Below are 23,598 nucleotides of genomic sequence, written 5' to 3' on the forward strand. Positions count from 1 at the left end.
GGTCAGGGGCAGACGGGCCGGTAGGGCTGGCCGGGGAGGTACTGCTCCCACTCCTCCTCGGTCAGGTCCCGCCCAGCCATCTGGCAGGCGTAGTCGAGTGCCCGGTCCCGGTCGGTGTCCCACTCGTAGACGCGACCGTCGTACGACGCGATGACCACGTCGTGCGTGTCGCCGACGAACTCCGCTGTGGCCGGCACCGGACCTCCTCGGCGGGGCGGGCGCACGGTGCCCATCAGCTCCAGCGTGGCGGCGTCCACCAGGCTGACCCCGCCGTCCTCCGCGCCCGTCACCAGGAGCTCGCCGTCCTCGGAGTAGTCGAGCCAGAGCACTGCGGCACCGAGGCTGGTGGACCGCCGCAGCTCGGCCCCGGTCGAGAGGTCGGTCGTCACGACCTCGCCGGCGTCCCCCGCCACGGCGAGCGTCGAGCCGTCCGGAGAGGCCGTGGACGCGTACGCCCCCGTCGGCACGTCGCCCTCGGACAGCACCTCGCCGGTCCCGACGTCGATCACCTGCCAGTGCGCGCTCGCGTTGTCGCCGGCGTGGTCATAGACCAGCACGGTGCTCCCGTCCCCGACCGGGGTGGCGCAGCAGTCCGCGATGACGTCGAACGGGGCGCCCCGCGGGCGCAGCGTCGTGGGATCGAGGTCGAGGGTCTCCTGGTCGGTGCTGCCCGCGACCAGGCCGCGACCTCCGTCGACGTAGGCGAGTGACCAGAGACCGGTCTCGCCGTCCACCACCTCTCGCTGACGGAGAAGCTCGCCAGTGGCGGTGTCGAGAACACTGATGCTGCCTGGTTCTCCGCACACGTCGCAGTGCGCGGCGTACTCGCCACCGTCGGGGTGCCAGGAGCCGAGGGGGTACGGGCCGTCGTTCACCGGCACCCGAGTCGCGGGCGTTGCCTCGCCCGTACGGACGTCGAGGAACCTGACCCACCCGGTGCCCTGGTCGTCGAGCGAGCGATAGGCCACCTGCTGCCCGTCCGGCGAGATGTCTGCCTGCACGAAGGGCCCGCTGCCGGCGACGCGAGTGGTCTCCCGCAGGTACGTGTCCTGGGCAGACAGGTCCCAGGTGCGCAGCATCGAGGCGCCGCCGCCGCCGTGGACCAGGTCGTTGTCCGGGCCGAAGCCGACGCCCCACGGGTCGGACGTCTCCCACCGCGCGACCGGCCGGCCGGTCGCGGTGTCCCAGACGACGAGCTCACCCTCGCCGATCCCCCCCACGAGCGAGCCGTCCGGGGAGAAGCGGACCTCGAACATCCCGCCGCGGTGGCCCTCCAGCACGTGGACCGTCCGTCCCGTCGCGGGGTCCACCAGGAGTGCGTCCGCACCGTCGGCGAGCGCGAGGAGCGTGCCTCTCCCATCCAGGTCGAGCGCCCCCGACGTCAGGTCGCGTTCGCGCCAGAGCATGTCGCCCGAGCCGACGTCGTACGCCGTCAGCGGCAGGCTGGTGTAGACGGTCCGGCCGTCCGGACTGAGCGCCAGCCCCTGGATGCCGGGTCCTGTCGGCACTCGCACGGGAGGCGTGGCGGGTGAGCGGAGGTCCCAGACCGCCACGTAGCCCGGGATGGTGCCCAGGTCCTCGCTCGGGGAGGGCGCCAGCAGGCTGGCAGCCAGGTGGCGGCCGTCGGCACTGAGCTGCAGGTCGAAGCCGCGGACCCGTCCGTCGTCGGGCGGCGCGAGCTCCGTCGTCGATTGCATGGTGCGCGGGTCCAGCAGGCGCACCGGCTGCGTGGAGCGCTGGAGCTGCAGGAGGACCGCGAGCCGCGTGCTGTCGGAGCTGAAGGCCCCGATCGTCACCACAGGGTCCGCGGAGCTCTCGCCGGGGTCGTAGGTGTCCAGCAGGCGGAGGCTGGCGGCGTCGTAGAGGTGCATCCGGTTCCGGTCGTCGGAGGCGGCGATCCAGCGTCCATCGGGACTGACGGTCATGAGGTCGATGAAGCCACCGCCGGGCGGTGCAGACCGGACCAGGGTCGGCCGCTTCGCCATCGCAGCGAGCAGGTTCGCCCGCGTCTCCGGCGAGTCGTCCAGGCGGGCGCCGGCAACTCCCAGCAGGAGCGAGAGGCTGATGTCGTCAGTGAGCTGCGCGCGGAGCCCGACGCGCCGCGCATCGGCCGCGACGGCAGCCTGGACGGCCCGTGCCGCGTTCTCGTTCGCGCGGTCCGACTGGACCGCGGCGAACCCGCCGGCCAGCAGCGCGAGGACGAGCAGCACGACCGCCCCGGTGAGCACGATCCGCAGCCGCCGGATGAGCCGCGCCTGCGTACGAGCCCGCTCGGCAGCGCTCTGCTCCTCGATCTCCGCCTGCACCCGCGCGGCCTCCAGGAAGTCCCGCTCGACACTGGTGAGCGTCGCGCCGGTGCTGCTCCACCAGTCCAGTGCCCGGGTCAGCCGGACGCCGCGGTAGAGCTCGCTGGATGGGCGACCGAGCGTGTCCCAGGCGTCCGCCGTCGAGCTCAGGTGGTGGAGGATCCGCCGCCCGTCGACGTCGTCCTCGAGCCAGCCGCGCAGCCGCGGCCACGCCCGGGCGAGGGACTCGTGGGTGATCTCGAGGACTCCGTCGTCGCTGGTGACCAGGCGGGCCGCGACCAGCATCTCGACCAGGCGGTCTCGCTCGGGGTCGGTCCCGATGAGGCGGCGGGGCACCCGCGTCCGCACCGGCTCGCCCTCGCTGCCGGGGGAGAGCAGCCGGAGCACCAGCTCGCGGAGGGCGTCGCGGTGGCCGGGCTCGACCTGGGCGTACAGCTGCTCCGCGGACTGCGCCACCGCGCCGCGGATCCCGCCGCTGTCCCGATAGCCGTCGACGGTGAGGGTGCTGCCCTCCCGCCTCTTCCAGGTCTCGAGCAGCGCGTGGGAGAGGAGGGGGAGCGCGCCCGGGTCGTCGCGGACCTCGGAGACGAGCAGGTCGACCAGCCCGGGCTCGAGGAGCAGTCCGGCCTGCCGGGCGGGACCCTCCACCGCGGCCCGGAGCCCGGCCTCGTCGAGTCCGCCGACGAGGTAGAGGCCGCGCTCGACCAGACGGCTGAAGGCGGCGTACGCCGTGAGGTCGGCCAGTCGGTCGGCGCGCAGGGCCACCACGACAGGCCGGTCGACCGCCTCGTCCACCAACCGGTCGATGAAGGCGCTCGTCTCGTCCGGGTCCTCGCACAGCGTGAAGAGCTCCTCGGCCTGGTCGACGAGAAGGGCGTCGCCCGCCCGCAGCGCCGACAGCGCGGTGAGCGACCGCGTCGGGTAGCGGCCGGGCGTGACCGTCACGCACCGCGTGCCGCGCTGCTGCAGCCGTGCGCCGATCCCGGCGCGCATCAGCGAGGACTTGCCGGAACCGGAGGGACCGACCAGGGCGAGCAGCTGGTGCCCGGCGAGGATCGCGACCCCGGCCTCGATCTCGGCCTCCCGGCCGAAGAAGCGGTCCGCCTCGGCCACGTCGTACGCCTGGAGGCCCTGCCACGGGCACGTCGACGACGTCTGCGGGCCGTCTCCATCGTGCTGCAGGGACGGGTCCTGCCGCAGGATCGACTGCTCGAGGGCCACCAGCTCGGGTGCCGGGTCGATCCCGAGCTCGCGGGCGAGGACGGTGCGGAGCTGTCGGATGGTGCGCAACGCCTCGCCCTGGGCGCCGGTGCGGTACTGGGCCAGCGCGAGCAGCTCCCACCGGCGTTCGCGCAGCGGGGCGGACCGCACCATCTCGTGGGCGCGGGGCAGCACGTCGCGCGCTCGGCCGCGTGCGAGCTGGGCCTCGAGCAGGAGCTCCTCGGCGTCCCGCCTGAGCTCCTCGAGGCGCGAGGCCTCCCTGCGGGCCGGTGCCCACTCGGAGAGGTCGGAGAACGGCGGGCCGCGCCACAGGTCCAGCGCCTGCTCGAGCACGTAGACGACGCGGTCGGCCTCACCGAGCTGCAGCAGCTCGCGGGCCCGGGCGACCTGCGCCTCGAAGCGCCCGGTGTCGAGGTCCTGGAGCGGCAGGCCGAGCCGGTAGCCGTCGGGGGTGGTCTCGATGGCGTCGGTGCCGAGCGCCTTGCGCAGCCGGACCACGCACGACTGGAGGTTCTTGTGCGCCGACGGCGGTGGGTGGTCGCCCCAGACGGCGTCCGTGAGCTCGTCGGCCGTGACCGGTCCGCCCTGCCGGACGGTGAGGGCCTGGAGCACTGCGCGGTCCCGTGGGCCGAGGCGTCCCGAGCCGTCCACGGCCAGCGGGCCGAGGACCTGGATACCCACTCCTCCACGGTGCTCCCGTCAGCGACGGGGCGTCAACGCAGGGGATACCGGACGGATACCAGGACTGGACCACGGTGGTACCGGGCGGCGGCAACGTCGAGGGGGTCGGGCCACCCGGGTCCGGCACCTCGACCGAGGAGCACCGTCATGAACACCTACTCACTCGCGTCCGACTCCCCTCGCTGGTGGTGGCTGCCGGCCACCGCCGGAGCGCTCGGCACGGCCGCCGCCACCGCCATCCTGGTCGTCCCGGCCACGGGCACGGCGCCGCCGGTCGCGCCGCCCGCCCGTGAGGTCGTCGTCAGCCCCGGAACCATCGTCGAGCGCCCGTGCTACCTGGCGCGGCCCGGCTGGAACACCGTCAGGGGCTGGGAGCAGCCGGTCTGCACGACGCGGCTCGGGGTCGGTCGCGACACCGGTCCTGCGTACGCCCGGCGACCGGCACCCGACCACCGCCCGTGAGCCGGCGGAGGGGCGTGCGCGGCGAGCTCACGCCCCGGGCGCCGGCCACCCGGACAGGCACGGGATGCGTGCGGTGACGCCGTCCAGGACGTTGGTGGGGCGCTGCTGCTCGCCGAGCTACCTCAGCGGCCCAGGTCCGGCACGACCTCCGCGCCCGGCAGGTCGGCGAGCAGCGGCCCCGGCAGCAGCAGCTTGGAGCGACGTACGCCGCTGCCGACCACCACCACCGGCTCGTCGAGCAGCGCCTCGTGGACCAGCACCCGCCACCCGGGCGGCAGGCCGAGCGGCGTGATGCCGCCGTACTCCATCCCGGTCTCCACGACGGCCCGGTCCATCGGCAGGAACGACGCCTTGCGCACGTCGAGCATCTTGCGCACCAGCGTGTTGACGTCGGCGCGCGTGTCGGCCCGCACGACGCACGCGGCGATCCGCTCGTCACCGGCGCGTGATCCCGCGACGACGACGCAGTTGCCGCTCGCCGTCATCGGGATGTCGTACGCCTCGCTCATCGCCGCGGTGTCGGCGAGCTCAGGGTCGATGTCGACGACCGCCACCCGCGCCGCGCCCGGCCAGCCGGCCAGCGCGGCGGCGACGGGCGGAGCGACCAGGGACGGGTTGTCCGCGGCGGGCAGGGACTCGAGCGTGGGGAACGAGGGGAGCGTCACGCGGTCATCATGCGCCATTCACCCTGAGGCCATCGCGCGACCACCGCCCGGTCCCGCGAGCCGGTCAGGCTGGACCCATGACGGTGACCCGCGAGGTGGTGGGCAAGGCCTCGTCGTTGGTCCTCACCCCCGCCGTGGTTGCGCACCGCGGCGCCAGCGGGCACCGTCCCGAGCACACCCTCGACGCCTACCGGACGGCCATCCGGATGGGCGTGGACGACATCGAGCTGGACCTCGTCTCGACGAGGGACGGCGTGCTGGTCGCCCGCCACGACCTCGAGCTCAGCGCCACCACCGACGTCGCGCGGCGCCCCGAGCTGGCCCACCTCCGGCGGACCGCCGTCGCCGACGGGGTCGTGCAGCACGGGTGGTTCGCCGAGGACCTGACGCTCGCGCAGCTCAAGACCCTCGCCGCCCGCGAGCGGATGCCCGGCACCCGGCCGGGCAGCGCGGCGTACGACGGGGTCGAGGGGGTGCCGACGCTCGACGAGGTGCTGGCGATGGTCGGCGCGGAGTCGGCGCGACGGGGCCGTGCCGTCGGGGTGATGCTCGAGCTCAAGCACGCCGCCCACCACGACGCGGTCGGGCTGCCGCTCGACGTGCCGCTGCTGTGCGCCCTGGCCCGCCACGGCCTCGACCACCCGTGGGCGCGCGTGACGCTGATGGCGTTCGAGGCGCCGGTCCTGCGGCGGCTCGCCACCCGGACCCGGCTGCCCGTCGTGCAGCTCCTGGAGGCCGGCGAGTCCGTGACGGCGGACGACCTGGACCGGATCGACGAGTACGCCGACGGCATCGGCCCGCACACCTCGCTCGTGCTGCCGCGGGACCGGACCGGCGCGATCGGCGCCCCGTCCAGCCTGGTCGGCGACGCCCACCGTCGTGGCCTGACCGTGCACGTGTGGACGGTGCGCGGCGAGAACCGCTTCCTCCCGAGCAACCTGCGCCACGGCGAGACGCCCGACGCCCCGGGCGACATGGCCGCCATGGTCCGCGCCCTGCTGGACGCGGGCGTCGACGGAGTCATCACCGACCACCCGGAGACGGCGCTCGCGGCCGTGCGCGAGGCGGTGCCGCCGCGGCGTACGCTCGGGTCGTGACGCACGACCCGAGCGAATCCGCCACCTCGACCGCCCTCCTCGAGCGCATCCGCGCGTCCGTCATCGGCGACGACCAGGTCATGCAGGGCCCCTACGGCCCGCGCCGGGTGACCTACGCCGACTACACCGCCTCGGGTCGCAGCCTGACCTTCATCGAGGACTTCATCCGCACCGAGGTCCTGCCTGCCTACGCCAACACCCACACCGAGGCCAGCGGCACCGGGCTCCAGACCACGCGGCTGCGCGAGGACGCCCGCCGGATCATCCGCGACGCGGTCGGCGGCGACGACGACACGGTCGTGGTGTTCTGCGGCTCGGGCAGCACCGCGGCGATCGACAAGCTGATCGGCATCCTCGGCCTGCGCATCCCGTGCGTGCTCGAGGACCGCCACCACCTCAGCGACGCCATCCCCGCCGACCAGCGGCCGGTCGTGTTCATCGGACCCTTCGAGCACCACTCCAACGAGGTCAGCTGGCGCGAGACCATCGCCGACGTGGTCACGATCCACGAGGACGCCGACGGCCGGGTCTCCCTCGACCACCTCCGCGAGGAGCTCGAGCGCCACGCCGACCGTCCGCTCAAGATCGGCTCCTTCTCCGCCGCCTCCAACGTCACCGGCATCGTGACCGACACCGAGGGCGTCGCCGACCTGCTCCACGAGCACGGAGCGCTGAGCTTCTGGGACTTCGCCGCCTGTGCGCCCTACGTCGACATCGAGATGCACGGCCCGGGCTCGTCCTACAAGGACGCGATCTTCATCAGCCCGCACAAGTTCATCGGCGGCCCCGGCACCCCGGGCGTGCTCGTCGTGCGCCGCGAGCTGATGGCCAACCGGGTGCCGGTGGTACCGGGTGGCGGCACGGTGATGTACGTCAACCCGACCGAGCACCGCTACCTCGAGGACCCCGCCCACCGCGAGGAGGGCGGTACGCCGGCGATCGTCGAGTCGATCCGCGCCGGGCTGGTCTTCCAGCTCAAGGACGCCGTCGGTGTCGAGACGATCCAGGCTCACGAGGAGGAGCTCCTACGGCGGGCGGTGGACGCGTGGGTGGCGGAGCCGTCGATCCAGATCCTCGGCAACCTCGACTCCCAGCGGCTCTCGATCGTGTCCTTCGTGGTGAAGGCCCCCGACGGGACCTACCTCCACCACAACTTCGTGGTCGCCCTGCTCAACGACCTCTTCGGCATCCAGACCCGCGGCGGCTGCTCGTGCGCCGGCCCCTACGGCCACCGGCTGCTCGACATCGACCTCGACCGCAGCCACGCCTTCGAGGCGCAGATCCGGGGAGGCTGCGAGGGCATCAAGCCCGGCTGGGTGCGGGTCAACTTCAACTACTTCGTCGACGAGGACGTCTTCACCTACGTCGTGGAGGCCGTACGCCTCGTCGCCCGCGAGGGCTGGCGGCTGCTCGGCGACTACCGCTTCGACCCGCTCACCGGCCTGTGGCACCACCGCACCGGGCCGGTCGAGCCACCGATGCGCCTCGCTGCGGTCACCTACGCCTCCGACGGGTCGATGACCTGGCCCGCCCACACGCAGACGGCCCCCGTCTCGGTGCTCCGGGAGCACCTCGACGAGGGCCGCGCGATCATGGCTGCCGCGTCGCCGCCGGACTGGTCCGACACCGGTCACCTCGACCAGGGCTTCGACGACCTCAGGTGGTTCGCGCTTCCTGCCTGCTCACTTGTCTGATCGCCACCGCGAGCCCCACACCGTCGCCGCGAGCCCGGCGGCACCGGCCGCCAGCCACGGGATCGGCATCAGCCAGTCGAGCTCGGAGGTCTCGACGACGTCGCCCTGGACGAGCGCCCACACCAGCACCATGCCGGCGAAGGCGACGCCCATCACGAGGTGGCCGACGTTGACCGGGTGGAAGCCGCTCGGCTTCCCCGGTGCGTCGAGGGGACCGACCATCGGCTCGTCATAGCCGTACAGGTCCGTGTCGTAGCTGCTGTTCCCACTCATGTCTGCGCTCATTTCCGGTGCTCCTCAGGCCGCTTCACGGACGATGATCTCGCCGAAGACCAGGTCGATGCCGATGGTCAGGTCGGGGGCCCCGACCCCGCCGTCGCGGGAGCCGCCGACGCTGATCTCGAAGCCGTCGGTGCGCCTGTCGAAGACCCGGCTGTCACCGCCCACGACGTCGGTGGTGACGTCGACGTCGACGCCGTCCGGGACGATCACCTCGACGGTCCCGGCGAAGCCGTCGATCGCGATCTCCCTGCCGTCCAGGGACTCGACGTCGTCGATCCCGGACAGGTCGAGCAGGAACTCGCCGCCGCCGAAGTCGTAGGTGCTGTCGACCTCGCCGGCACTGGTCGGGGTGTGGACGTGGACCCGCTCCTCGGGGAAGTGCGAGCTCGCGGTGGCGCCGGCCGTGACCAGGGCAGCCACGAGGCCCAGGGCGATCAGGCCACCGGCCCGGCCCCACACGGAGCCGACGACCAGCATCAGCGCGGTGATGCCGAGCGCGAGGGCGGGATAGGCGCTGTCCGTCACGTCGGCGCCGGCCACGTCGACCACCCCGAGGACCCCCTCGGCGAGGGCGATCAGGGCCAGCGTGAAGAGGAAGAGGATCGGGCCGCGCTTGCGGGGGTTCCGCGGGCGGGGCGCGCGGGCGTACGTCTGCGGGTACGCCGGGTCGTGGGTGCCGTCGTACGCGCCGTCGTAGGTGCCGTCGTAGGTGCCGTCGTAGGGCTCGGGTGCCGGGCGCGGTGCCGACGGCGACCCGCCGCCCTGGCGGTGCAGGAACCACACGACCAGCGCGGCGAGGATCGCCAGCGGCCACGGGAACCAGAACGCGCCGGCCCAGTCGCCGAGCGCGGCGATCAGGGCGAGGACGCCCACACCACCCAGCGCGATCGTGCGGCTGCGGCGGTCGAGGCCGAGTGGCTCGTCGTCGGTGCCCTCCTCGGGCACCAGGATCCAGCCGGCGACGTACAGGAGGAGACCGGCGCCGCCGAAGAAGACACCCACCACGAGCGCCACCCGGACGATGATCGGGTCGATGTCGAGGTGACGGGCGATGCCGCCGGCGACGCCGGCGATGTGACGGTCGGTGACGCTGCGGCGCAGGCGGCCGAGGTCCTTGATCTCGTCGCGTGTGACGCGGGGGCCGGACGAGGGCTGGCCCGACGGGGGCTGGCCGCCGGGCGGCTGCTCGGCGCCGGCGCCGGTGTCGGTGGTGGGGCTGGGGTTGTCCATGCCTCCACTCTCGTCCGCCGACGGCGCTGCCACCATCGGGGACAGCCCTGATTCGCAGCCCCGAGCCGCGGGTGCCGGGGCGGGGGCCGGCTCAGGGTCGCCTCGGGGTCAGTCCTCATGGTCGCCTGCCTGCGGCCCTGCGACGATGGGGACACGATGACCGGTTCCACGTCCGCCTCCCACCCGTCTGCGCGCCACCCGTCGCGCCCGGGCTCGCCGCGTCGCGCCCACCGGGACCTCACCGCGTCGATCGCTGGCGGCGTCGCCTCGGGCCTGGCCCGGCACCTGGCGGTGCCGGTGCTGTGGGTGCGGGGCTTCTTCGTGGCCACGGCGTTCCTCGGGGGCTTCGGCCTGATGCTCTACGCCGGGCTCTGGATGTTCCTGCCCGCGGACCAGCACTTCGAGGTGGGCGCACCCGGCCTGGAGAGCGCGACCCGCACCGGCAAGCGCCCCGGGCGCCGCTCGCGGCTGCGCGACGCAGGTCCCGCGATCGCGCTCGGCGCGCTGTTCTTCGGCGTCGTCCTCGGCGTCGAGGGCATCTTCGGCCAGGGCGTGCTCTTCTGGCCGGTCGTCCTCGGCATCGCCGGCATCGCCCTGCTGTGGCGTCAGGCCGACGAGGCGCAGAGGGAGCGGTGGATCGACTCCTCCGGGCGCATCGACCCCTTCCGCGCCGTCTTCGGCAACGGCGGCTGGGCGGCGTACGGCCGGATCGCCGCCGGGCTCGGCCTCATCGTCACCGCCCTGCTCGTCTTCGCGATCGCGGCGGGGCAGGCGACCTTCGCGGTGCCGGTGCTCGTCGCCGGCCTCCTCGGCCTCGTCGGGCTCGCCATCGTGGTCGGTCCGTGGGCCAAGCGCCTCATCGACGACCTCGGCGCCGAGCGGGTGGAGCGGGTCCGGACCCAGGAGCGCGCCGACATGGCCGCGCACCTGCACGACTCGGTGCTCCAGACCCTCGCGCTGATCCAGAAGAACTCCCACGACGCCACGACCGTCGCGCGACTGGCCCGTTCGCAGGAGCGTGACCTGCGCCAGTGGCTCTTCGAGGCCGAGACGACCGACGCCACCACGCTCGCCGGTGCGCTCAAGGAGATGGCCGCCGACGTCGAGTCGCAGCACCCGGTGGTCGTGGACGTGGTGACCGTCGGCGACTGCGACCTCGACGAGGCGCTGCGGCCGGTCGTCCTCGCCGCACGGGAGGCCGTCGTCAACGTCGCCAAGCACGCGGGCACGCAGCGTGCCGACGTCTACGCCGAGACCTCGCCCGGCGCGGTCGACGTGTTCGTCCGCGACCGCGGCGCCGGCTTCGACCTCGGCGCGGTCGCGTCCGACCGGCACGGCGTACGCAGCAGCATCGTCGACCGGATGGAGCGCCACGGCGGGCGGGCGGACGTACGCTCGGCCCCGGGCGAGGGCACCGAGGTCCGCCTCCACATGGCCCGGCACGCCCAGCACCAGTCCCCAACCCAGCCCCAGCCCCACGCCCAGGCGTCCGACGAGGAGAACCGATGACCGAGACCGCCAGTGCAGGACCCGTGCGGGTCGTCCTCGTCGACGACCACGCGATGTTCCGGGCGGGGGTGCGCGCCGAGCTCGCCGCCAGCGGCGTGGGGGTGGTCGAGGTGGTGGGTGAGGCGGCCGACGCCGACGCGGCCGTGGACGTCGTGCGCGAGCTCCAGCCACAGGTCGTGCTGCTCGACGTGCACCTGCCCGGCGGGGGAGGGGTCGAGGTGATGCGTCGCCAGCCGTCGGCCGACACCCTCTACCTCGCGCTGTCGGTCTCGGACGCCGCCGAGGACGTCATCGGCACCATCCGCGGCGGCGCCCGCGGCTACGTCACCAAGACGATCACCGGCCCCGAGCTGGTCGACGCGATCACCCGGGTCGCCGGCGGGGACGCGGTGTTCTCGCCGCGGCTGGCCGGGTTCGTGCTCGACGCGTTCGCCGGCTCGATCGACGTCGCCGCCGTCGACGAGGACCTCGACCGGCTCACCGAGCGCGAGCGGGAGGTGATGCGCCTGATCGCCCGCGGCTACGCCTACAAGGAGGTCGCCAAGGAGCTCTTCATCTCGGTGAAGACGGTGGAGACCCACATGTCGTCGGTGCTGCGCAAGCTCCAGCTCTCCAGCCGTCACGAGCTGACGAAGTGGGCCTCGGACCGCCGCCTCCTCTGACGGGGAGGGCGTCCCTGCGGGTGGGCGACGATTGACAACCCGCCCGCCGAACCGGTGGAGTCGGGGACCCACACCCCTCGGGAGGCGAGGCCCTCGTGGCTGACTCCACCGCCACAGTCCCACAGGCCGACGACGAGGACCGCCTCAAGCGGTCCATCACAGGTGCGCAGCTGTTCTTCTACACGCTCGGCGACGTCCTGGGCTCGGGGATCTACGTGCTCATCGGCCTGGTCGCCGCCGCGGTCGGCGGGCCTTCTGGATCGCCTTCGCCGCGGGCGTCACGGTGGCGGCCATCACCTGATCGGCCTACGCGGAGCTGGTGACGAAGTACCCCCAGGCCGCGGGCTCCTCGCTCTACGTCCAGAAGGCGTTCGGCAACAAGGAACTGACCTTCCTGGTGACCGTCTCGATCCTCTCGGCGACGCCGGGCTGGTCGTGGTGGCCGCGGGCGGTCGCGGCCTGAGCGACGCCGTGCTGGTGGGCAGCACCGCCCAGCGAGTCCAGCACTACGCGCCGTGCCCGGTCCTCGTCGTGCGCCCCGCGCCCCGGAAGAAGAAGTAGCGCCGGGCCGGCCGTAGGATCCCCGCCATGGAGACCCTGCGGCTGGTGCTGCTCTTCGTCCACATCCTCGGCTACGCCGCACTGCTCGGCGGCCTGCTCGTGCAGCTGCGATCGGAGCAGAAGGCCGTCAACCCGCTGATGCGCGACGGCTCCGGCACGGCGTTCCTGGCCGGCCTGCTCCTCGTCGGCGTGCTCGAGAGCCTCGGCAGTCCCGACCACGCCAAGATCGGCGTGAAGTTCGCCATCGGTCTCGTCATCCTGGTGCTGGTGATGGTCAACCTGCGCAAGCCGAGCATCCCGCAGGGCCTCTACCTCGGTCTGCTCGCGCTGACCGTCGCCAACATCGCCGTCGCGGTGTTCTGGTCGCCCGCGCACGCCTGATCCACCCTGACCCACCCTGAGCCATAGGCGGTCCACAGGGCCGGGCGGGGGCGTACGGCTGTCCCACCCGCCGCATAGGCTGGGGCGGACATGAGCCCCACTGACGCCACCCCCGAGCCGGCCCTCTTCGAGCGCACCGACCACCCCCTCCTAGAGGGGCTCAACGAGCCCCAGCGGGCGGCCGTGGTCCACTCCGGCGCGCCCCTGCTGGTCGTCGCCGGTGCCGGGTCGGGCAAGACCCGGGTCCTGACCCGTCGCATCGCCTGGCTGATCAACGAGCGCAAGGCCCACCCGGGCTCGATCCTCGCGATCACCTTCACCAACAAGGCCGCGGCCGAGATGAAGGCCCGCGTCGAGGACCTCGTCGGCAAGCGCGCCCGCATCATGTGGGTCTCGACCTTCCACTCCGCCTGCGTGCGCATCCTCCGCAAGGAGATCGACCGGGTCGGCTTCAAGTCCAGCTTCTCGATCTACGACGCGGCCGACTCCAAGCGGCTGATGACGCTGGTGCTGCGCGACCTCGAGCTCGACCCCAAGCGCTACCAGCCCAACGCGGTGCTCCACTGGGTCTCCGACCAGAAGAACGAGCTGCGCGACGCCGAGGACGCCGCCAAGGAGGCGCGCAACTCCTTCGAGGAGGCCTACGCCAAGGCCTTCGCGGCCTACCAGCGCCGCCTGCGCGAGGCCAACGCGCTCGACTTCGACGACCTCATCATGACCACGGTCCACCTGCTCCAGGCGTTCCCCGACGTCCGGGAGAACTACCGCCGCCGGTTCCGCCACGTGCTGGTGGACGAGTACCAGGACACCAACCACGCCCAGTACAGCCTGATCCAGCAGCTGTGCGGGCAGTCGCTGGAGGAGACGGGCGCGGAGTCCGTCGAGCCGAGCGAGCTGATGGTCGTCGGCGACGCCGACCAGTCGATCTACGCGTTCCGCGGCGCCGACATCCGCAACATCCTCGACTTCGAGCAGGACTTCCCCGACGCCTCCACCATCCTGCTCGAGCAGAACTACCGCTCCACCCAGACCATCCTGAGCGCCGCCAACTCCGTCATCGGCAACAACCGCGGCCGCAAGCCCAAGCGGCTGTGGACCGACGCGGGGGAGGGCGAGCGCATCGTCGGCTACGTCTCCGACGACGAGCACGACGAGGCCCGCTTCGTCAGCGAGGAGATCGACAAGCTCGTCGACGAGCACTCCGTACGCCCCGCCGACGTCGCCGTCTTCTACCGCACCAACGCGCAGTCCCGCGTGTTCGAGGAGGTGTTCATCCGCACAGGCCAGCCCTACAAGGTCGTCGGCGGGGTCCGCTTCTACGAGCGCAAGGAGGTGCGCGACGCGCTCGCCTACCTGCGGATGCTCGTCAACACCGCAGACGAGATCTCGCTGCGCCGGGTGCTCAACACCCCCAAGCGCGGCATCGGCGAGCGAGCCGAGGCCTGCATCGCCGCCCTCGCCGAGCGCGACCGGATCACCTTCTGGGAAGCCCTCACCCGGGCCGCCGAGGCCCCGGGCCTGGCGACGCGCAGCCTCAAGAACATCGAGGGCTTCGTCGCGATCATCCAGGAGCTCCAGTCCATGGTCGAGGCCGACGAGCGCCCCGACGTGATCCTCGAGTCGGTCCTCGAGCGCACCGGCTACCTCGCCGAGCTCGAGGCCAGCGACGACCCGCAGGACGGCACCCGCGTCGAGAACCTCGCCGAGCTCGTCGCCGTCGCGCGCGAGTTCGCCGAGGACCCCCAGCCGGGTCCCAGCGCCGACCCCGCGGAGGTCGAGGCCGGCACCGTGGCCGTCGGGCTCGGCGACTTCCTCGAGCGCGTCGCCCTCGTCGCCGACGCCGACCAGATCCCCGACGCGCCGGACGGCGACGACTCCGGCGTCGTCACGCTGATGACCCTCCACACGGCCAAGGGCCTGGAGTTCCCCGTCGTCTTCCTCACCGGCCTCGAGGACGGCGTCTTCCCCCACCAGCGCTCGCTGGGCGACCAGCCCGAGCTCGAGGAGGAGCGGCGCCTCGCCTACGTCGGCCTCACGCGCGCCGAGAAGCGCCTCTACATCTCCCGGGCCCTCGTCCGCTCCGCGTGGGGCGCGCCCAGCCACAACCCCGCGAGCCGGTTCCTCGACGAGCTCCCGGTCGACCTCGTCGACTGGCGGCGTACGGCTGCCGAGCAGACCCGCTGGGGCCGCCAGGACCTCAGCGGCGGCTCCACCCGCCTCGCCACGCCCACCGACGCCGGGCGCCGCAACTTCTCCTCCGCCGCGCTGCGGGCCGACGCCGCCGCCAAGGCCAAGCCGGCTCGCGCCATCCCGAGCCTCGAGCCGGGCGACCGGGTGGTCCACGACTCCTTCGGGATGGGCACGGTCGTGGCGGTCGAGGGCGTCGCGGAGAAGTCCGTGGCCTCGATCGACTTCGGCTCCGAGGGCGTCAAGCGCCTGCTGCTGCGCTACGCCCCCGTCGAGAAGCTCTGATCCCTCGCTGGTCTGCCGCCCGCGGATCTGGGGGCGGTGCGCCAGCCACATTCCTGGCGCGCGGAATGTGGCTCAGCCACCGCTCGCGGGCGCGTCGGCGTACGACTCGCGCCGGGGCGGTGCGCCAGCCACATTCCTGGCGCGCGGAATGTGGCTCAGCCACCGCTCGCGGGCGCGTCGGCTTGGCGTATCCAGACCCGGCCCGGTGGTCGGCTCGCTCTCCGCGGCTTCGTTCCTCAGCCGCGGATCGCTCGACTCACGCGGCAACGCATGTGGATCAGAGATCTCGATACGCGCCGTAGCGCCTTCGCGAGCTCAGGCGCTGGCGCTACTCGATCTTCCGTGACAACGACGCGGCTTCGCCGCGTCGGTCACGGAACAATCCCGTGCTCGACGAACGCCTGGAACGGGTCGACCGGACCGCCGCCGCCGGGGCGTACCTCGAGGTGGAGGTGCGAGCCGGTGACGTTGCCGGTCGCGCCGACGGTGCCGATGGTCTCGCCGCCGTTGACGCGGTCGCCGACCGACACGTAGATCGAGGTCTGGTGGCAGTACCAGATCTCGGTGCCGTCATCGAGGGTGACGACCGTCTTGTTGCCGTACGCGCCGTCGTAGCCCGTCGACGTGACGGTGCCGTTGGCCACCGAGAGGATCGGGTCGCCGCTGTTGGCGTTGAAGTCGAGGCCGGTGTGATAGCTGGCCCAGAGGCCGTACTGGCCGAAGGTGGCGGTGATGCCATAGCTGGCGAGGGGGAGAACCCACTTGTTCTCCTTGATCTTCGCCGCCTGCGCCTCGGCCGCCTTGCGCATCTCCTCGAGCTTGGCGGCCCGCTCGGCCATCTGCTTCTCGGCCAGCGCGATGAGCTCGGGGTCGGTCTCCTCGCCACCGGGGTCGCGCGTGGCGTCACGGCTGACGACCACGCCGCGGCGCGAGAGGGCCTGGCCGGCAGCCTGGCCGATGTGGCCGGTCGCCTCGATCGCTGATCCCGTGGAGGTGAGCGCAGTGACGCCCGTCCCGGACGCGGTGACGGCGCCACCGGCGGACACGGCGAGGACGGCGACGCCGGCCACGAGGGGCAGGGACGGCAGCTTCACCACGGAGCGGCGAGGCGGCGTGGCGCGGCGCTTGCCGTGGGTGGGTGCAGCCGTTGCCGAGGTGCGTCGCTTGGGAGCGCGCTCCGCTCGGTGGTTGCCCATGGAGGAGTTACCAATCTGCCGGGTCGTCAGGGGGGTTCGGGTCGGCGAGACCGCGCACGACTGTAACGGAAAGATCACGGGAAAGTGCAACCCTCGACCAAAAGAGTTCATGTACCCCGGTGCGCGGTCGATATACGGACATCGCCCAGGTGTCGGGTCAGCCGCGAACCGCCTGGTAGCGCTCGAGGGCCTCGCGCCGCTCGTCGGCGTGGTCGACGATGCGCAGCGGGTAGTCGCGCTCGTAGCCGACGTCGGACTTCCACGGCTCGTGCGCCGTCTTGCCCGGCAGGTGCTCGAGCTCGGGCACCCAGCGCCGTACGTAGTCGCCCTGCGGGTCGAACTTGAGGCCCTGGGTGATCGGGTTGAAGACCCGGAAGTAGGGGGAGGCGTCGGTGCCGGTGCCGGCGACCCACTGCCACCCGTGGTTGTTCGACGCGACGTCGCCGTCGATCAGCAGGTCGAGGAAGTGGCGCGCGCCGACCGGCCACCACACGTGGAGGTCCTTGGTCAGGAAGGAGGCCGTGATCATCCGCACCCGGTTGTGCATCCATCCGGTGTGGCTCAGCTGGCGCATGCCGGCGTCGACGATGGGGAACCCGGTCGTGCCGGTGCGCCACGCCTCGATCGCGTCCTCGGGGTCGTCGTACCTCATGCCCCCCAGCGCGGGCTTGAGGTCGCGCCAGGCGGACGACGGGGTGTGCCACAGCACGTCGGCGTAGAACTCGCGCCACGCGATCTCGTCGGCGTACGTCGACCGGGTGTCGACCTCGGCCAGCAGCGAGCGCGGGTGCAGCACCCCCAGGTGCAGATAGGGCGAGAGCCGGGAGGTCCCGTCGTGGTCGGGCCGGTTGCGCTCGGTCGGGTACGCGTCCAGGCCGTCGTCGCGGAAGGTCCGCCAGCGCCGCCACGCCGCGTCCTCGCCCGCGCCGGGCAGGTCGAAGGGCGCGTCCTCGACGGCCTGGTGCAGCAGGTCGAGCGCCCGCTGGTGGGAGTCGCCCTGCTCGATGTCGGGGGAGCGGGGGGTGTGCGCCGGCTCGGGCCACCCGTGCTCGCGCCAGGCACGCGCGAAGGCGGTGAAGACCTGGTAGGGGTCGCCGCTGCCGTTGCGGACCAGCCCCGGCCCCACGGCGTACGGGGAGCCGGTCGCCACCAGCTCGACCTTCTCGCCCAGGGCGTCGTCGCGACGCCGGCCGTACGGGGTGGTCTCGGCGGCGACGTGCACCCGCCTGCCGTCCGCCACGCGGGGCACGACCTCTCGCGGGTCGCCGTGCTGGATCGTCAGCGGGATGCGCTCGGCCAGGTCCAGCACGTTGGCCGCGAGCCACGCCCGCCGGGCCGCGCCGGCGCTCGCCCAGATCACCGGGTCGACCACGAAGAGCGCCGTCACAGGGCCGTCCTCCAGCGCTGCCAGGAGTGCCGGGTTGTCCCTGACTCGCAGGTCCCTGCGGAACCACATGACCGATGACATGTCGATCAACGTAGCCCTGGAGTGAGCACCACCACGCTCACCCGACCTCGTGCGACCCCGCCGGAGAGGTCTAGGGTGCCGAGAGGGAATCCCCGCCACTGTCGCAGACGAAAAGGATCGGTCACCTCGTGGACCTGATGGAATTTCAGGCGAAGGAGCTCTTCGCCAAGCATGGAGTAGCGACCACCCTGGGTGTCGTCGCCGAGACCCCGGAGGCCGCTCGCGCAGCCGCCGAGGAGATGGGCGGCGTGACCGTCATCAAGGCGCAGGTCAAGGCCGGCGGCCGCGGCAAGGCCGGTGGCGTCAAGATCGCCAAGACCGCCGACGAGGCCGAGTCGTACGCCCGCGACATCCTGGGCATGGAGATCAAGGGCCTCACCGTCAACCGGGTCCTGGTGACCCCGGCGACGCCGCCGGTGGAGGAGTACTACTTCTCCTTCCTGCTCGACCGCTCCAACCGCTCGCACCTGTGCATCGCATCGGTCGAGGGCGGCGTGGAGATCGAGGAGGTCGCCAAGACCAACCCCGAGGCCGTGCGGCAGATCCGCGTCGACGCGCTCGAGGGCGTGACCCCGGAGAAGGCCGCCGCGATCGTCGACGAGGCCAAGTTCCCCGCCGAGCTGCGCGACCAGGCCATCGAGATGGTCCAGAAGCTGTGGCAGGTCTACGTCCAGGAGGACGCCACCCTCGTCGAGGTCAACCCGCTCGCCCGGCTCGAGGGCGACAAGCTCGAAGCGCTCGACGGCAAGGTCTCGCTCGACGAGAACGCCTCCGAGGTGCGCCACCCCGACCACGCGCAGTTCGAGATCCGCGAGGAGGCCGACCCGCTCGAGGCGAAGGCCAAGGACAAGGGCCTCAACTACGTCAAGCTCGACGGCCAGGTCGGCATCATCGGCAACGGCGCGGGTCTCGTGATGAGCACCCTCGACGTCGTCGCGTACGCCGGCGAGGCGCACGGCGGCGTGAAGCCCGCCAACTTCCTCGACATCGGTGGTGGCGCCAACGCCCAGGTGATGGCCGACGGCCTCGACGTGATCATCAACGACCCGCAGGTCAAGAGCGTCTTCGTCAACGTCTTCGGCGGCATCACCGCCTGCGACGAGGTCGCCAACGGCATCGTCGGTGCGCTGAAGATCCTCGGCGACGAGGAGAGCAAGCCCCTCGTCGTCCGCCTCGACGGCAACAACGTCGAGGAGGGCCGCCGCATCCTCGACGAGTTCAACCACCCGCTGGTCACCCAGGTCGACACGATGGACGGCGCGGCCGACAAGGCCGCCGAGCTCGCCCACCAGGCCTGAGAGAGAGAACTGAACAGATGAGCATCTACCTCAACAAGGACTCCAAGATCATCGTCCAGGGCATGACGGGCGGGATGGGCGCCAAGCACACCACCCTCATGGTCGAGTCGGGCGCCGACATCGTCGGCGGAGTCAACGCCCGCAAGGCCGGCACGACCGTCGAGCTCGGTGGCAAGGAGCTCCCGGTCTTCGGCACCGTCGAGGAGGCCATGAAGGAGACCGGCGCCAACGTGTCCGTCGCCTTCGTCCCCCCGGCCTTCACCAAGGACGCCTGCATCGAGGCCATCGACGCCGAGATCCCGCTGCTCGTGGTGATCACCGAGGGCGTGCCCGTCCTCGACACCGCCGAGGTCGTCGCCTACCTCGAGGGCAAGAGCACCCGGATGATCGGCCCCAACTGTCCCGGCATCATCACGCCGGAGGAGTCGCTGGCCGGCATCACGCCGCACACCATCGCGGGCAAGGGCCCGGTCGGCCTGGTCTCGAAGTCCGGAACGCTGACCTACCAGATGATGTACGAGCTGAAGGACTACGGCTTCACCACCGCCATCGGCATCGGCGGTGACCCGATCATCGGCACCACCCACATCGACGCGCTCGAGGCCTTCGAGAACGACCCGGAGACCAAGGCGATCGTGATGATCGGCGAGATCGGCGGCGACGCCGAGGAGCGGGCCGCGGCCTACATCAAGGAGCACGTGACCAAGCCGGTCGTCGGCTACGTCGCCGGCTTCACCGCGCCGGAGGGCAAGACCATGGGCCACGCCGGCGCCATCGTGTCCGGCTCCTCGGGCACCGCGCAGGCCAAGAAGGAGGCCCTCGAGGCCGCCGGGGTCAAGGTCGGCAAGACGCCGTCGGAGACCGCCGCCCTGATGCGGGCCATCCTCGAGGACATCTAGCCTCGAGGAGCCCTGATCGATCCTGAGCCGAGCGGCTCAGTCCAGACGGCCTCGCGGGCCTTCCTGCGGGGCCGTCGGCGATTTCGCCTGACGCCCGGGGCGTACGGGGACCTTCACCTCCCACAGCACGCGCCACACGACGTGGGCGCCGAGGAGGCGTACGGGCGCGACGGCGTTGAGGCGTCGCGGGGACGGCAGGGTCGGGCAGGCCGAGCTGGCCAGCGTCGATGGAATTGACATGGTTGTCTAGCACCCCGTTTTCGTGAACACGCACATCGCCGGAAGGATCTTCTGCGAGGTCTCCGTGACCTCGTCGGCCTGCCCGTCCAGCGACGCGAGCGAGCCCTCACCGTATGTCGTGACCATCAGCCGCGCCGAACCGACGCGGGTGACCTGGAAGACCGAGCTCCCGAGGCCGTCGGTGTAGGTGAGACCCACCGTGACCGTGTCGTGGCCGGTGTCGCGCTCGAGCTCGGTCCACACCAGGTTCCTGCTGGTGCGGCACTCTGCGGCCGCCTGCCGGAGGACGTCCATGGTCGAGGTCGCCTGCTCGGGGCCCGCGTGCACGAACAGCTCGCGCCACTCGTGGTCCTCGGGGGCGACGGCCGACGCCACGAGGCGCCGCAGGCCGCCGGGAGTCTCCCGCTGGGGCCACACCACCCGCCCGCACATCTCGACCTCGCCGATGCCGTCGCCCTCGGGGGACGGCGGCGACACCCGGACGTCGCCGCCGTCGTCGGGGAAGCCCACGTCGAGGGGGAAGTCGGCCGGGATCTCGGCGGGGGTCCGCGTGGTGGCCTCGGTCGGGGTCGCGGGCGAGCCGGGTGCCTCGCCGAACATCGTCATGGCCGCGACGGTGTCCCGCAGGGGGCCCACGGTCGCGTCGAGCGCCTGCTCGGCCTGCTCGCGCGTCCACTGGCCGTAGGTCGAGGTGACGAGCAGGGCCGGACCGACCGGTACGACGTGGAGGACCGTCGCGCCGGCGTCGGCCTCGCCGTCGAAGATGTAGGTCTGCAGCAGCGTGGCCGCGGGTGCGGGACCGAGCCGCGACTCGAGGACCTCGGTGCGGATCACCACCTGCTCGCCGCCGCCTGTCTCCACGGACTCGTCGCAGTCCGTCGCCAACGTGGCGAGCTCCTCGCTGAGCGCGGTCGCCTCGTCGGCGCTGCTCAGGAGGACGAGCTCGCGGGTGTCCGCCGACTCGCCGCCACTGTTGTCGGCGACCAGGCGGTCCCGGGGCCCGATGCCACGCAGCGGCGTCGTACCGCACAGCTCGAGGTCACGCAGTCCGGTGCCGGTGCGCGAGGTGGGGACAGCGTCCTCCGGGCCGCCCATCCCGGCCGCGAGGGGGAAGTCGTCGGGGATCGTCGGGTCCGACGCGCTGGACGTGCCGGCCGTCGACCCGTCCGCGGAGGTGATGTCGCCCGCCTGCTGCTCGCCGCACCCGGCGAGCAGCAGACCGCCTACCACGGCGCCCGCCAGGGCAGGCCGCAGCGCGGCGCGCCGGAGCCGGTGACGGTGCCTCATGCCGGATGAGACACCGCCGGGCGGCAAAAGGTTGCGTCAGCCGGAGGAATCGAGCCGGCCGAGGCGCTCGAGGACCCGACGCGAGAGCGCGACGAAGTCCGTGCGCGACATCGTCATCGTGCGGTCCGGCGCGAACCCCAGCTGCGACACCGCGGTTCCGTCGCGCACGATCGCCATCAGGAACGGGAACGACTGCCGGTCGTTGAGCTCGATCGTGAGGGCCCACACGCTCAGGTCGGTCGCCCTCGTCGAGGTCGCGGCGAGCTGGGTCACGCTGGTGCCGAGGTTGGCCCGGCCGCACTGCTGGATCCGGTTGCGGACCTGGTCGACGAACGCGCTGGCCTTCGCCTGCTTCATCGACCCGACGGTCTGGGTCAGGCCGAGCTGGGAGGCGTCCGGTGTCTCGGGGAAGAGGAAGGTCCGCGTCAGCGCCTTGCTGATGCCCTTGCCCTGGAACGTCGTGCGGTCGCACCGGGTGGCCGCGTAGTTGCTGCGCGCCCGCTCCGGCTCGGTGCCGACCCACGGTCCGCGGACCTTGGCGACCGGCGGGAGGTCGACGACCGACAGCAGCCCGGGGGGCGTACCGATGTCGAGCGGCGCCGTGGTGGTCGCCCGGGCGCGACCGGCGCAGGCCCCGGCGCCGTCGGAGCCGCACAGGCCGTTGACCGCCGCCGCGAGGCCGGTGAGGGCCGCCTTGTCCGTGACCGCCCTGCCCTGGCTGCGCACGACCGTGGTGACGAGCAGGTTGCCGGTGCGGGCCGTGCCGACCGTGATCGTGGCCGGCACCTTGCCCCACGAGCGAAGGCGGAACACCCGCGCGTCGTCGCCCACCCGCTTGACGGCGCGGGTGGAGAGCAGCTGGGTGCGGGGGTCGATGCAGCCGGCGAACCACAGCGACGCGGTCTCGAACCCCTGCTCGGCCTGCTCCGCGCTGCGCGACATCTCGACCATCTGGACGGCGGTGGACTCGACGCGGGTGACCTCGCGCTTGCGGGTGCGAGCGCCCTTGCCGACCTGCTGCCTGACGACCCGGGTCGCCGAGCCCTCCCACGTGCGGGCGAGGGCGGTGACGCCGTCGGGGTCGGCGAACCGCTCCCGCTGGCACGGTGCGAGCAGGCCGTTGCCGGAGAGGTTGTCGGTCGTGGCCGTCTCGGCCCAGTCCAGCCCGGACCCGAACCGGGACAGCTGGTCGGGGGAGAAGAGCGCGTCCTCGTCGATGATCGGCTCGCCGGCCTTCGCGGACTCGGGCTCGTGCACCGTGACGCCCGGGGTGGCCTTCTCCTCGCTCAGGCTGGTCGCCTCGGCGTTGGACCCGGTGGCGACGAGGGATCCCGAGGCGACGAGGGCGGCCGTGGCGACGGCGGCGCCGATCACCGTGTGCGTACGCCGGCGAGCCGCCCCGGCACGCCTGATGACCGTCGCCCGGGGCCAGCGGACCTCCGCGAGCGGCGCCGAGAGGCCGTGGAGCAGTCGCGGGATCTCGGTCGTGGGCGCGTCGCGGTGCAGCGAGAACTGCGAGGTCGCGGTCTGGAGCTCGCGCTCGGCGTCGGCGCGCGGCAGGCCCACGGTGCGGGACATGTCGGACAGCGACAGCGCGGAGAGGCCGTTGAGCACGAGGAGCTCGCGCTGACGGGCGGGCAGCTTGGAGAGGGCCTCGAGGGTGCTGCGGGTCTCGGGCTCGAGCGACTTGTCCCGGTGCCAGATGCGGGCGGTGTGCCGGCGGCGGGCGCGGCCGAGGGCGAGCGGTCGGACGTACGCGTCGCGGTCGTCGAGCTGGCCGACCTTGCGCCAGTGGTGCCACGCCACGACGAAGGCGTCGCGGACGGCTGCACGGGCGGCCGGGGCGTCACCGGTGAGCGCGTAGGCCTCGTGCAGGAGTCGGGTGCGGGTCTCGACGTAGTAGGCGTCGAACGTCTCGGGGCTCCTCATGACCGCTCCACGGTACGGGAGCAGCGCACGCCGCGCACATCCTTCCCCGCTGCTTCCC

Annotated in this window: 20 protein-coding genes; 11 read left to right on the forward strand and 9 right to left on the reverse strand. The window is 72.5% G+C overall.

Annotated features, from left to right (window positions below):
* Positions 1-2: 2 nt before the first annotated feature.
* The gene (locus tag EXE59_RS11215; RefSeq protein WP_135838978.1) at positions 3-4,208 is read right to left on the reverse strand and encodes an nSTAND1 domain-containing NTPase; all 4,206 of its coding nucleotides are present in this window, start codon (positions 4,206-4,208) and stop codon (positions 3-5) included.
* 147 nt (positions 4,209-4,355) lie between these two features.
* Between EXE59_RS11215 and EXE59_RS11220 the strand changes: the two genes are divergently transcribed.
* Complete coding sequence (locus EXE59_RS11220; RefSeq protein ID WP_135838979.1) at positions 4,356-4,670, forward strand: hypothetical protein; 315 nt, start codon at positions 4,356-4,358, stop codon at positions 4,668-4,670.
* A 122-nt stretch (positions 4,671-4,792) separates the two neighbouring features.
* Here the strand turns inward: EXE59_RS11220 and EXE59_RS11225 are convergent, their stop codons facing one another.
* Complete coding sequence (locus EXE59_RS11225; protein WP_246056715.1) at positions 4,793-5,335, reverse strand: YbaK/EbsC family protein; 543 nt, start codon at positions 5,333-5,335, stop codon at positions 4,793-4,795.
* A 77-nt stretch (positions 5,336-5,412) separates the two neighbouring features.
* Between EXE59_RS11225 and EXE59_RS11230 the strand changes: the two genes are divergently transcribed.
* Positions 5,413-6,432 carry a glycerophosphodiester phosphodiesterase family protein gene (locus tag EXE59_RS11230; RefSeq protein WP_135838981.1) on the forward strand — a complete coding sequence of 340 codons (1,020 nt, stop codon included), beginning with the start codon at positions 5,413-5,415 and terminating at the stop codon, positions 6,430-6,432.
* Positions 6,429-8,126 (forward strand): aminotransferase class V-fold PLP-dependent enzyme, encoded by a 1,698-nt coding sequence (locus EXE59_RS11235; protein ID WP_246056716.1) that lies wholly within the window; start codon positions 6,429-6,431, stop codon positions 8,124-8,126. The genes EXE59_RS11230 and EXE59_RS11235 overlap by 4 nt, the downstream gene beginning before the upstream one ends.
* Here the strand turns inward: EXE59_RS11235 and EXE59_RS11240 are convergent.
* Together EXE59_RS11240 and EXE59_RS11245 are read right to left on the reverse strand one after the other, a co-directional pair.
* Positions 8,115-8,399 carry a hypothetical protein gene (locus EXE59_RS11240; protein WP_135838982.1) on the reverse strand — a complete coding sequence of 95 codons (285 nt, stop codon included), beginning with the start codon at positions 8,397-8,399 and terminating at the stop codon, positions 8,115-8,117. The genes EXE59_RS11235 and EXE59_RS11240 overlap by 12 nt on opposite strands.
* Before the next feature lie 24 nt (positions 8,400-8,423).
* Entirely contained in the window at positions 8,424-9,638 is a 1,215-nt protein-coding gene (locus EXE59_RS11245; protein ID WP_135838983.1) for a PspC domain-containing protein, read from the reverse strand.
* Between the two features lie 156 nt (positions 9,639-9,794).
* Here EXE59_RS11245 and EXE59_RS11250 point away from each other — a divergent pair, with 156 nt between their 5' ends.
* The 6 genes from EXE59_RS11250 (at position 9,795) to pcrA (ending at position 15,223) form a co-directional block, all read left to right on the forward strand.
* Positions 9,795-11,147 carry an ATP-binding protein gene (locus EXE59_RS11250; protein ID WP_135838984.1) on the forward strand — a complete coding sequence of 451 codons (1,353 nt, stop codon included), beginning with the start codon at positions 9,795-9,797 and terminating at the stop codon, positions 11,145-11,147.
* Positions 11,144-11,809, forward strand: coding sequence for a LuxR C-terminal-related transcriptional regulator (locus tag EXE59_RS11255; RefSeq protein WP_135838985.1), 666 nt, complete (start codon positions 11,144-11,146; stop codon positions 11,807-11,809). Before EXE59_RS11250 ends, EXE59_RS11255 begins: the two co-directional genes overlap by 4 nt.
* A gap of 319 nt (positions 11,810-12,128) precedes the next feature.
* Positions 12,129-12,272 (forward strand): hypothetical protein, encoded by a 144-nt coding sequence (locus tag EXE59_RS24145; protein WP_210428963.1) that lies wholly within the window; start codon positions 12,129-12,131, stop codon positions 12,270-12,272.
* Positions 12,273-12,280: 8 nt separating this feature from the next.
* Positions 12,281-12,370, forward strand: coding sequence for a universal stress protein (locus EXE59_RS25085; RefSeq protein WP_425464534.1), 90 nt, complete (start codon positions 12,281-12,283; stop codon positions 12,368-12,370).
* 27 nt (positions 12,371-12,397) lie between these two features.
* The gene (locus tag EXE59_RS11270) at positions 12,398-12,751 is read left to right on the forward strand and encodes a hypothetical protein (RefSeq protein ID WP_135838986.1); all 354 of its coding nucleotides are present in this window, start codon (positions 12,398-12,400) and stop codon (positions 12,749-12,751) included.
* A gap of 90 nt (positions 12,752-12,841) precedes the next feature.
* A complete protein-coding gene (pcrA, locus tag EXE59_RS11275; RefSeq protein ID WP_135838987.1) occupies positions 12,842-15,223 on the forward strand; it encodes a DNA helicase PcrA in 2,382 nt (793 codons plus the stop codon).
* Positions 15,224-15,594: 371 nt separating this feature from the next.
* On the opposite strand, the gene EXE59_RS11280 is transcribed toward pcrA, so the two are convergent.
* Together EXE59_RS11280 and EXE59_RS11285 are read right to left on the reverse strand one after the other, a co-directional pair.
* Complete coding sequence (locus EXE59_RS11280) at positions 15,595-16,419, reverse strand: M23 family metallopeptidase (protein WP_210428965.1); 825 nt, start codon at positions 16,417-16,419, stop codon at positions 15,595-15,597.
* 157 nt (positions 16,420-16,576) lie between these two features.
* Positions 16,577-17,887: a cryptochrome/photolyase family protein gene (locus EXE59_RS11285; RefSeq protein WP_135838989.1), complete on the reverse strand. Its 1,311-nt coding sequence runs from the start codon at positions 17,885-17,887 to the stop codon at positions 16,577-16,579.
* A 128-nt stretch (positions 17,888-18,015) separates the two neighbouring features.
* Here EXE59_RS11285 and sucC point away from each other — a divergent pair, with 128 nt between their 5' ends.
* Both sucC and sucD read left to right on the forward strand, forming a co-directional pair.
* Positions 18,016-19,185: an ADP-forming succinate--CoA ligase subunit beta gene (gene sucC / locus EXE59_RS11290; protein ID WP_135838990.1), complete on the forward strand. Its 1,170-nt coding sequence runs from the start codon at positions 18,016-18,018 to the stop codon at positions 19,183-19,185.
* 17 nt (positions 19,186-19,202) lie between these two features.
* Positions 19,203-20,084: a succinate--CoA ligase subunit alpha gene (sucD, locus tag EXE59_RS11295; protein ID WP_135838991.1), complete on the forward strand. Its 882-nt coding sequence runs from the start codon at positions 19,203-19,205 to the stop codon at positions 20,082-20,084.
* Between the two features lie 36 nt (positions 20,085-20,120).
* Here sucD and EXE59_RS11300 read toward each other — a convergent pair whose 3' ends face one another.
* From EXE59_RS11300 to EXE59_RS11310, 3 genes are read right to left on the reverse strand one after another with little or no spacing between them, the layout of a single operon-like run.
* Positions 20,121-20,324 carry a hypothetical protein gene (locus EXE59_RS11300; RefSeq protein ID WP_135838992.1) on the reverse strand — a complete coding sequence of 68 codons (204 nt, stop codon included), beginning with the start codon at positions 20,322-20,324 and terminating at the stop codon, positions 20,121-20,123.
* 6 nt (positions 20,325-20,330) lie between these two features.
* Positions 20,331-21,611, reverse strand: coding sequence for a hypothetical protein (locus tag EXE59_RS11305; protein ID WP_135838993.1), 1,281 nt, complete (start codon positions 21,609-21,611; stop codon positions 20,331-20,333).
* A 36-nt stretch (positions 21,612-21,647) separates the two neighbouring features.
* Entirely contained in the window at positions 21,648-23,540 is a 1,893-nt protein-coding gene (locus tag EXE59_RS11310; protein WP_135838994.1) for a SigE family RNA polymerase sigma factor, read from the reverse strand.
* Between the last annotated feature and the right edge of the window lie 58 nt (positions 23,541-23,598).

The sequence above is a fragment of the Nocardioides eburneiflavus genome (genome assembly GCF_004785795.1).
In the GTDB taxonomy this organism is placed as follows: Bacteria; Actinomycetota; Actinomycetes; order Propionibacteriales; family Nocardioidaceae; genus Nocardioides; species Nocardioides eburneiflavus.

What these genes read in the sequence shown, in the direction of transcription:
- EXE59_RS11220 (WP_135838979.1), top strand. Translation starts at nt 4,356, where the DNA reads ATGAACACCTACTCACTCGCGTCCGACTCCCCTCGCTGGTGGTGGCTG.
- EXE59_RS11250 (WP_135838984.1), top strand. Translation starts at nt 9,795, where the DNA reads ATGACCGGTTCCACGTCCGCCTCCCACCCGTCTGCGCGCCACCCGTCG.
- EXE59_RS11255 (WP_135838985.1), top strand. Translation starts at nt 11,144, where the DNA reads ATGACCGAGACCGCCAGTGCAGGACCCGTGCGGGTCGTCCTCGTCGAC.
- EXE59_RS11245 (WP_135838983.1), bottom strand. Translation starts at nt 9,638, where the DNA reads ATGGACAACCCCAGCCCCACCACCGACACCGGCGCCGGCGCCGAGCAG.
- EXE59_RS11240 (WP_135838982.1), bottom strand. Translation starts at nt 8,399, where the DNA reads ATGAGTGGGAACAGCAGCTACGACACGGACCTGTACGGCTATGACGAG.
- EXE59_RS11300 (WP_135838992.1), bottom strand. Translation starts at nt 20,324, where the DNA reads ATGTCAATTCCATCGACGCTGGCCAGCTCGGCCTGCCCGACCCTGCCG.
- EXE59_RS11305 (WP_135838993.1), bottom strand. Translation starts at nt 21,611, where the DNA reads ATGAGGCACCGTCACCGGCTCCGGCGCGCCGCGCTGCGGCCTGCCCTG.
- EXE59_RS11270 (WP_135838986.1), top strand. Translation starts at nt 12,398, where the DNA reads ATGGAGACCCTGCGGCTGGTGCTGCTCTTCGTCCACATCCTCGGCTAC.
- EXE59_RS11310 (WP_135838994.1), bottom strand. Translation starts at nt 23,540, where the DNA reads ATGAGGAGCCCCGAGACGTTCGACGCCTACTACGTCGAGACCCGCACC.
- pcrA (WP_135838987.1), top strand. Translation starts at nt 12,842, where the DNA reads ATGAGCCCCACTGACGCCACCCCCGAGCCGGCCCTCTTCGAGCGCACC.
- EXE59_RS11230 (WP_135838981.1), top strand. Translation starts at nt 5,413, where the DNA reads ATGACGGTGACCCGCGAGGTGGTGGGCAAGGCCTCGTCGTTGGTCCTC.
- EXE59_RS11280 (WP_210428965.1), bottom strand. Translation starts at nt 16,419, where the DNA reads ATGGGCAACCACCGAGCGGAGCGCGCTCCCAAGCGACGCACCTCGGCA.
- sucD (WP_135838991.1), top strand. Translation starts at nt 19,203, where the DNA reads ATGAGCATCTACCTCAACAAGGACTCCAAGATCATCGTCCAGGGCATG.
- EXE59_RS11285 (WP_135838989.1), bottom strand. Translation starts at nt 17,887, where the DNA reads ATGTCATCGGTCATGTGGTTCCGCAGGGACCTGCGAGTCAGGGACAAC.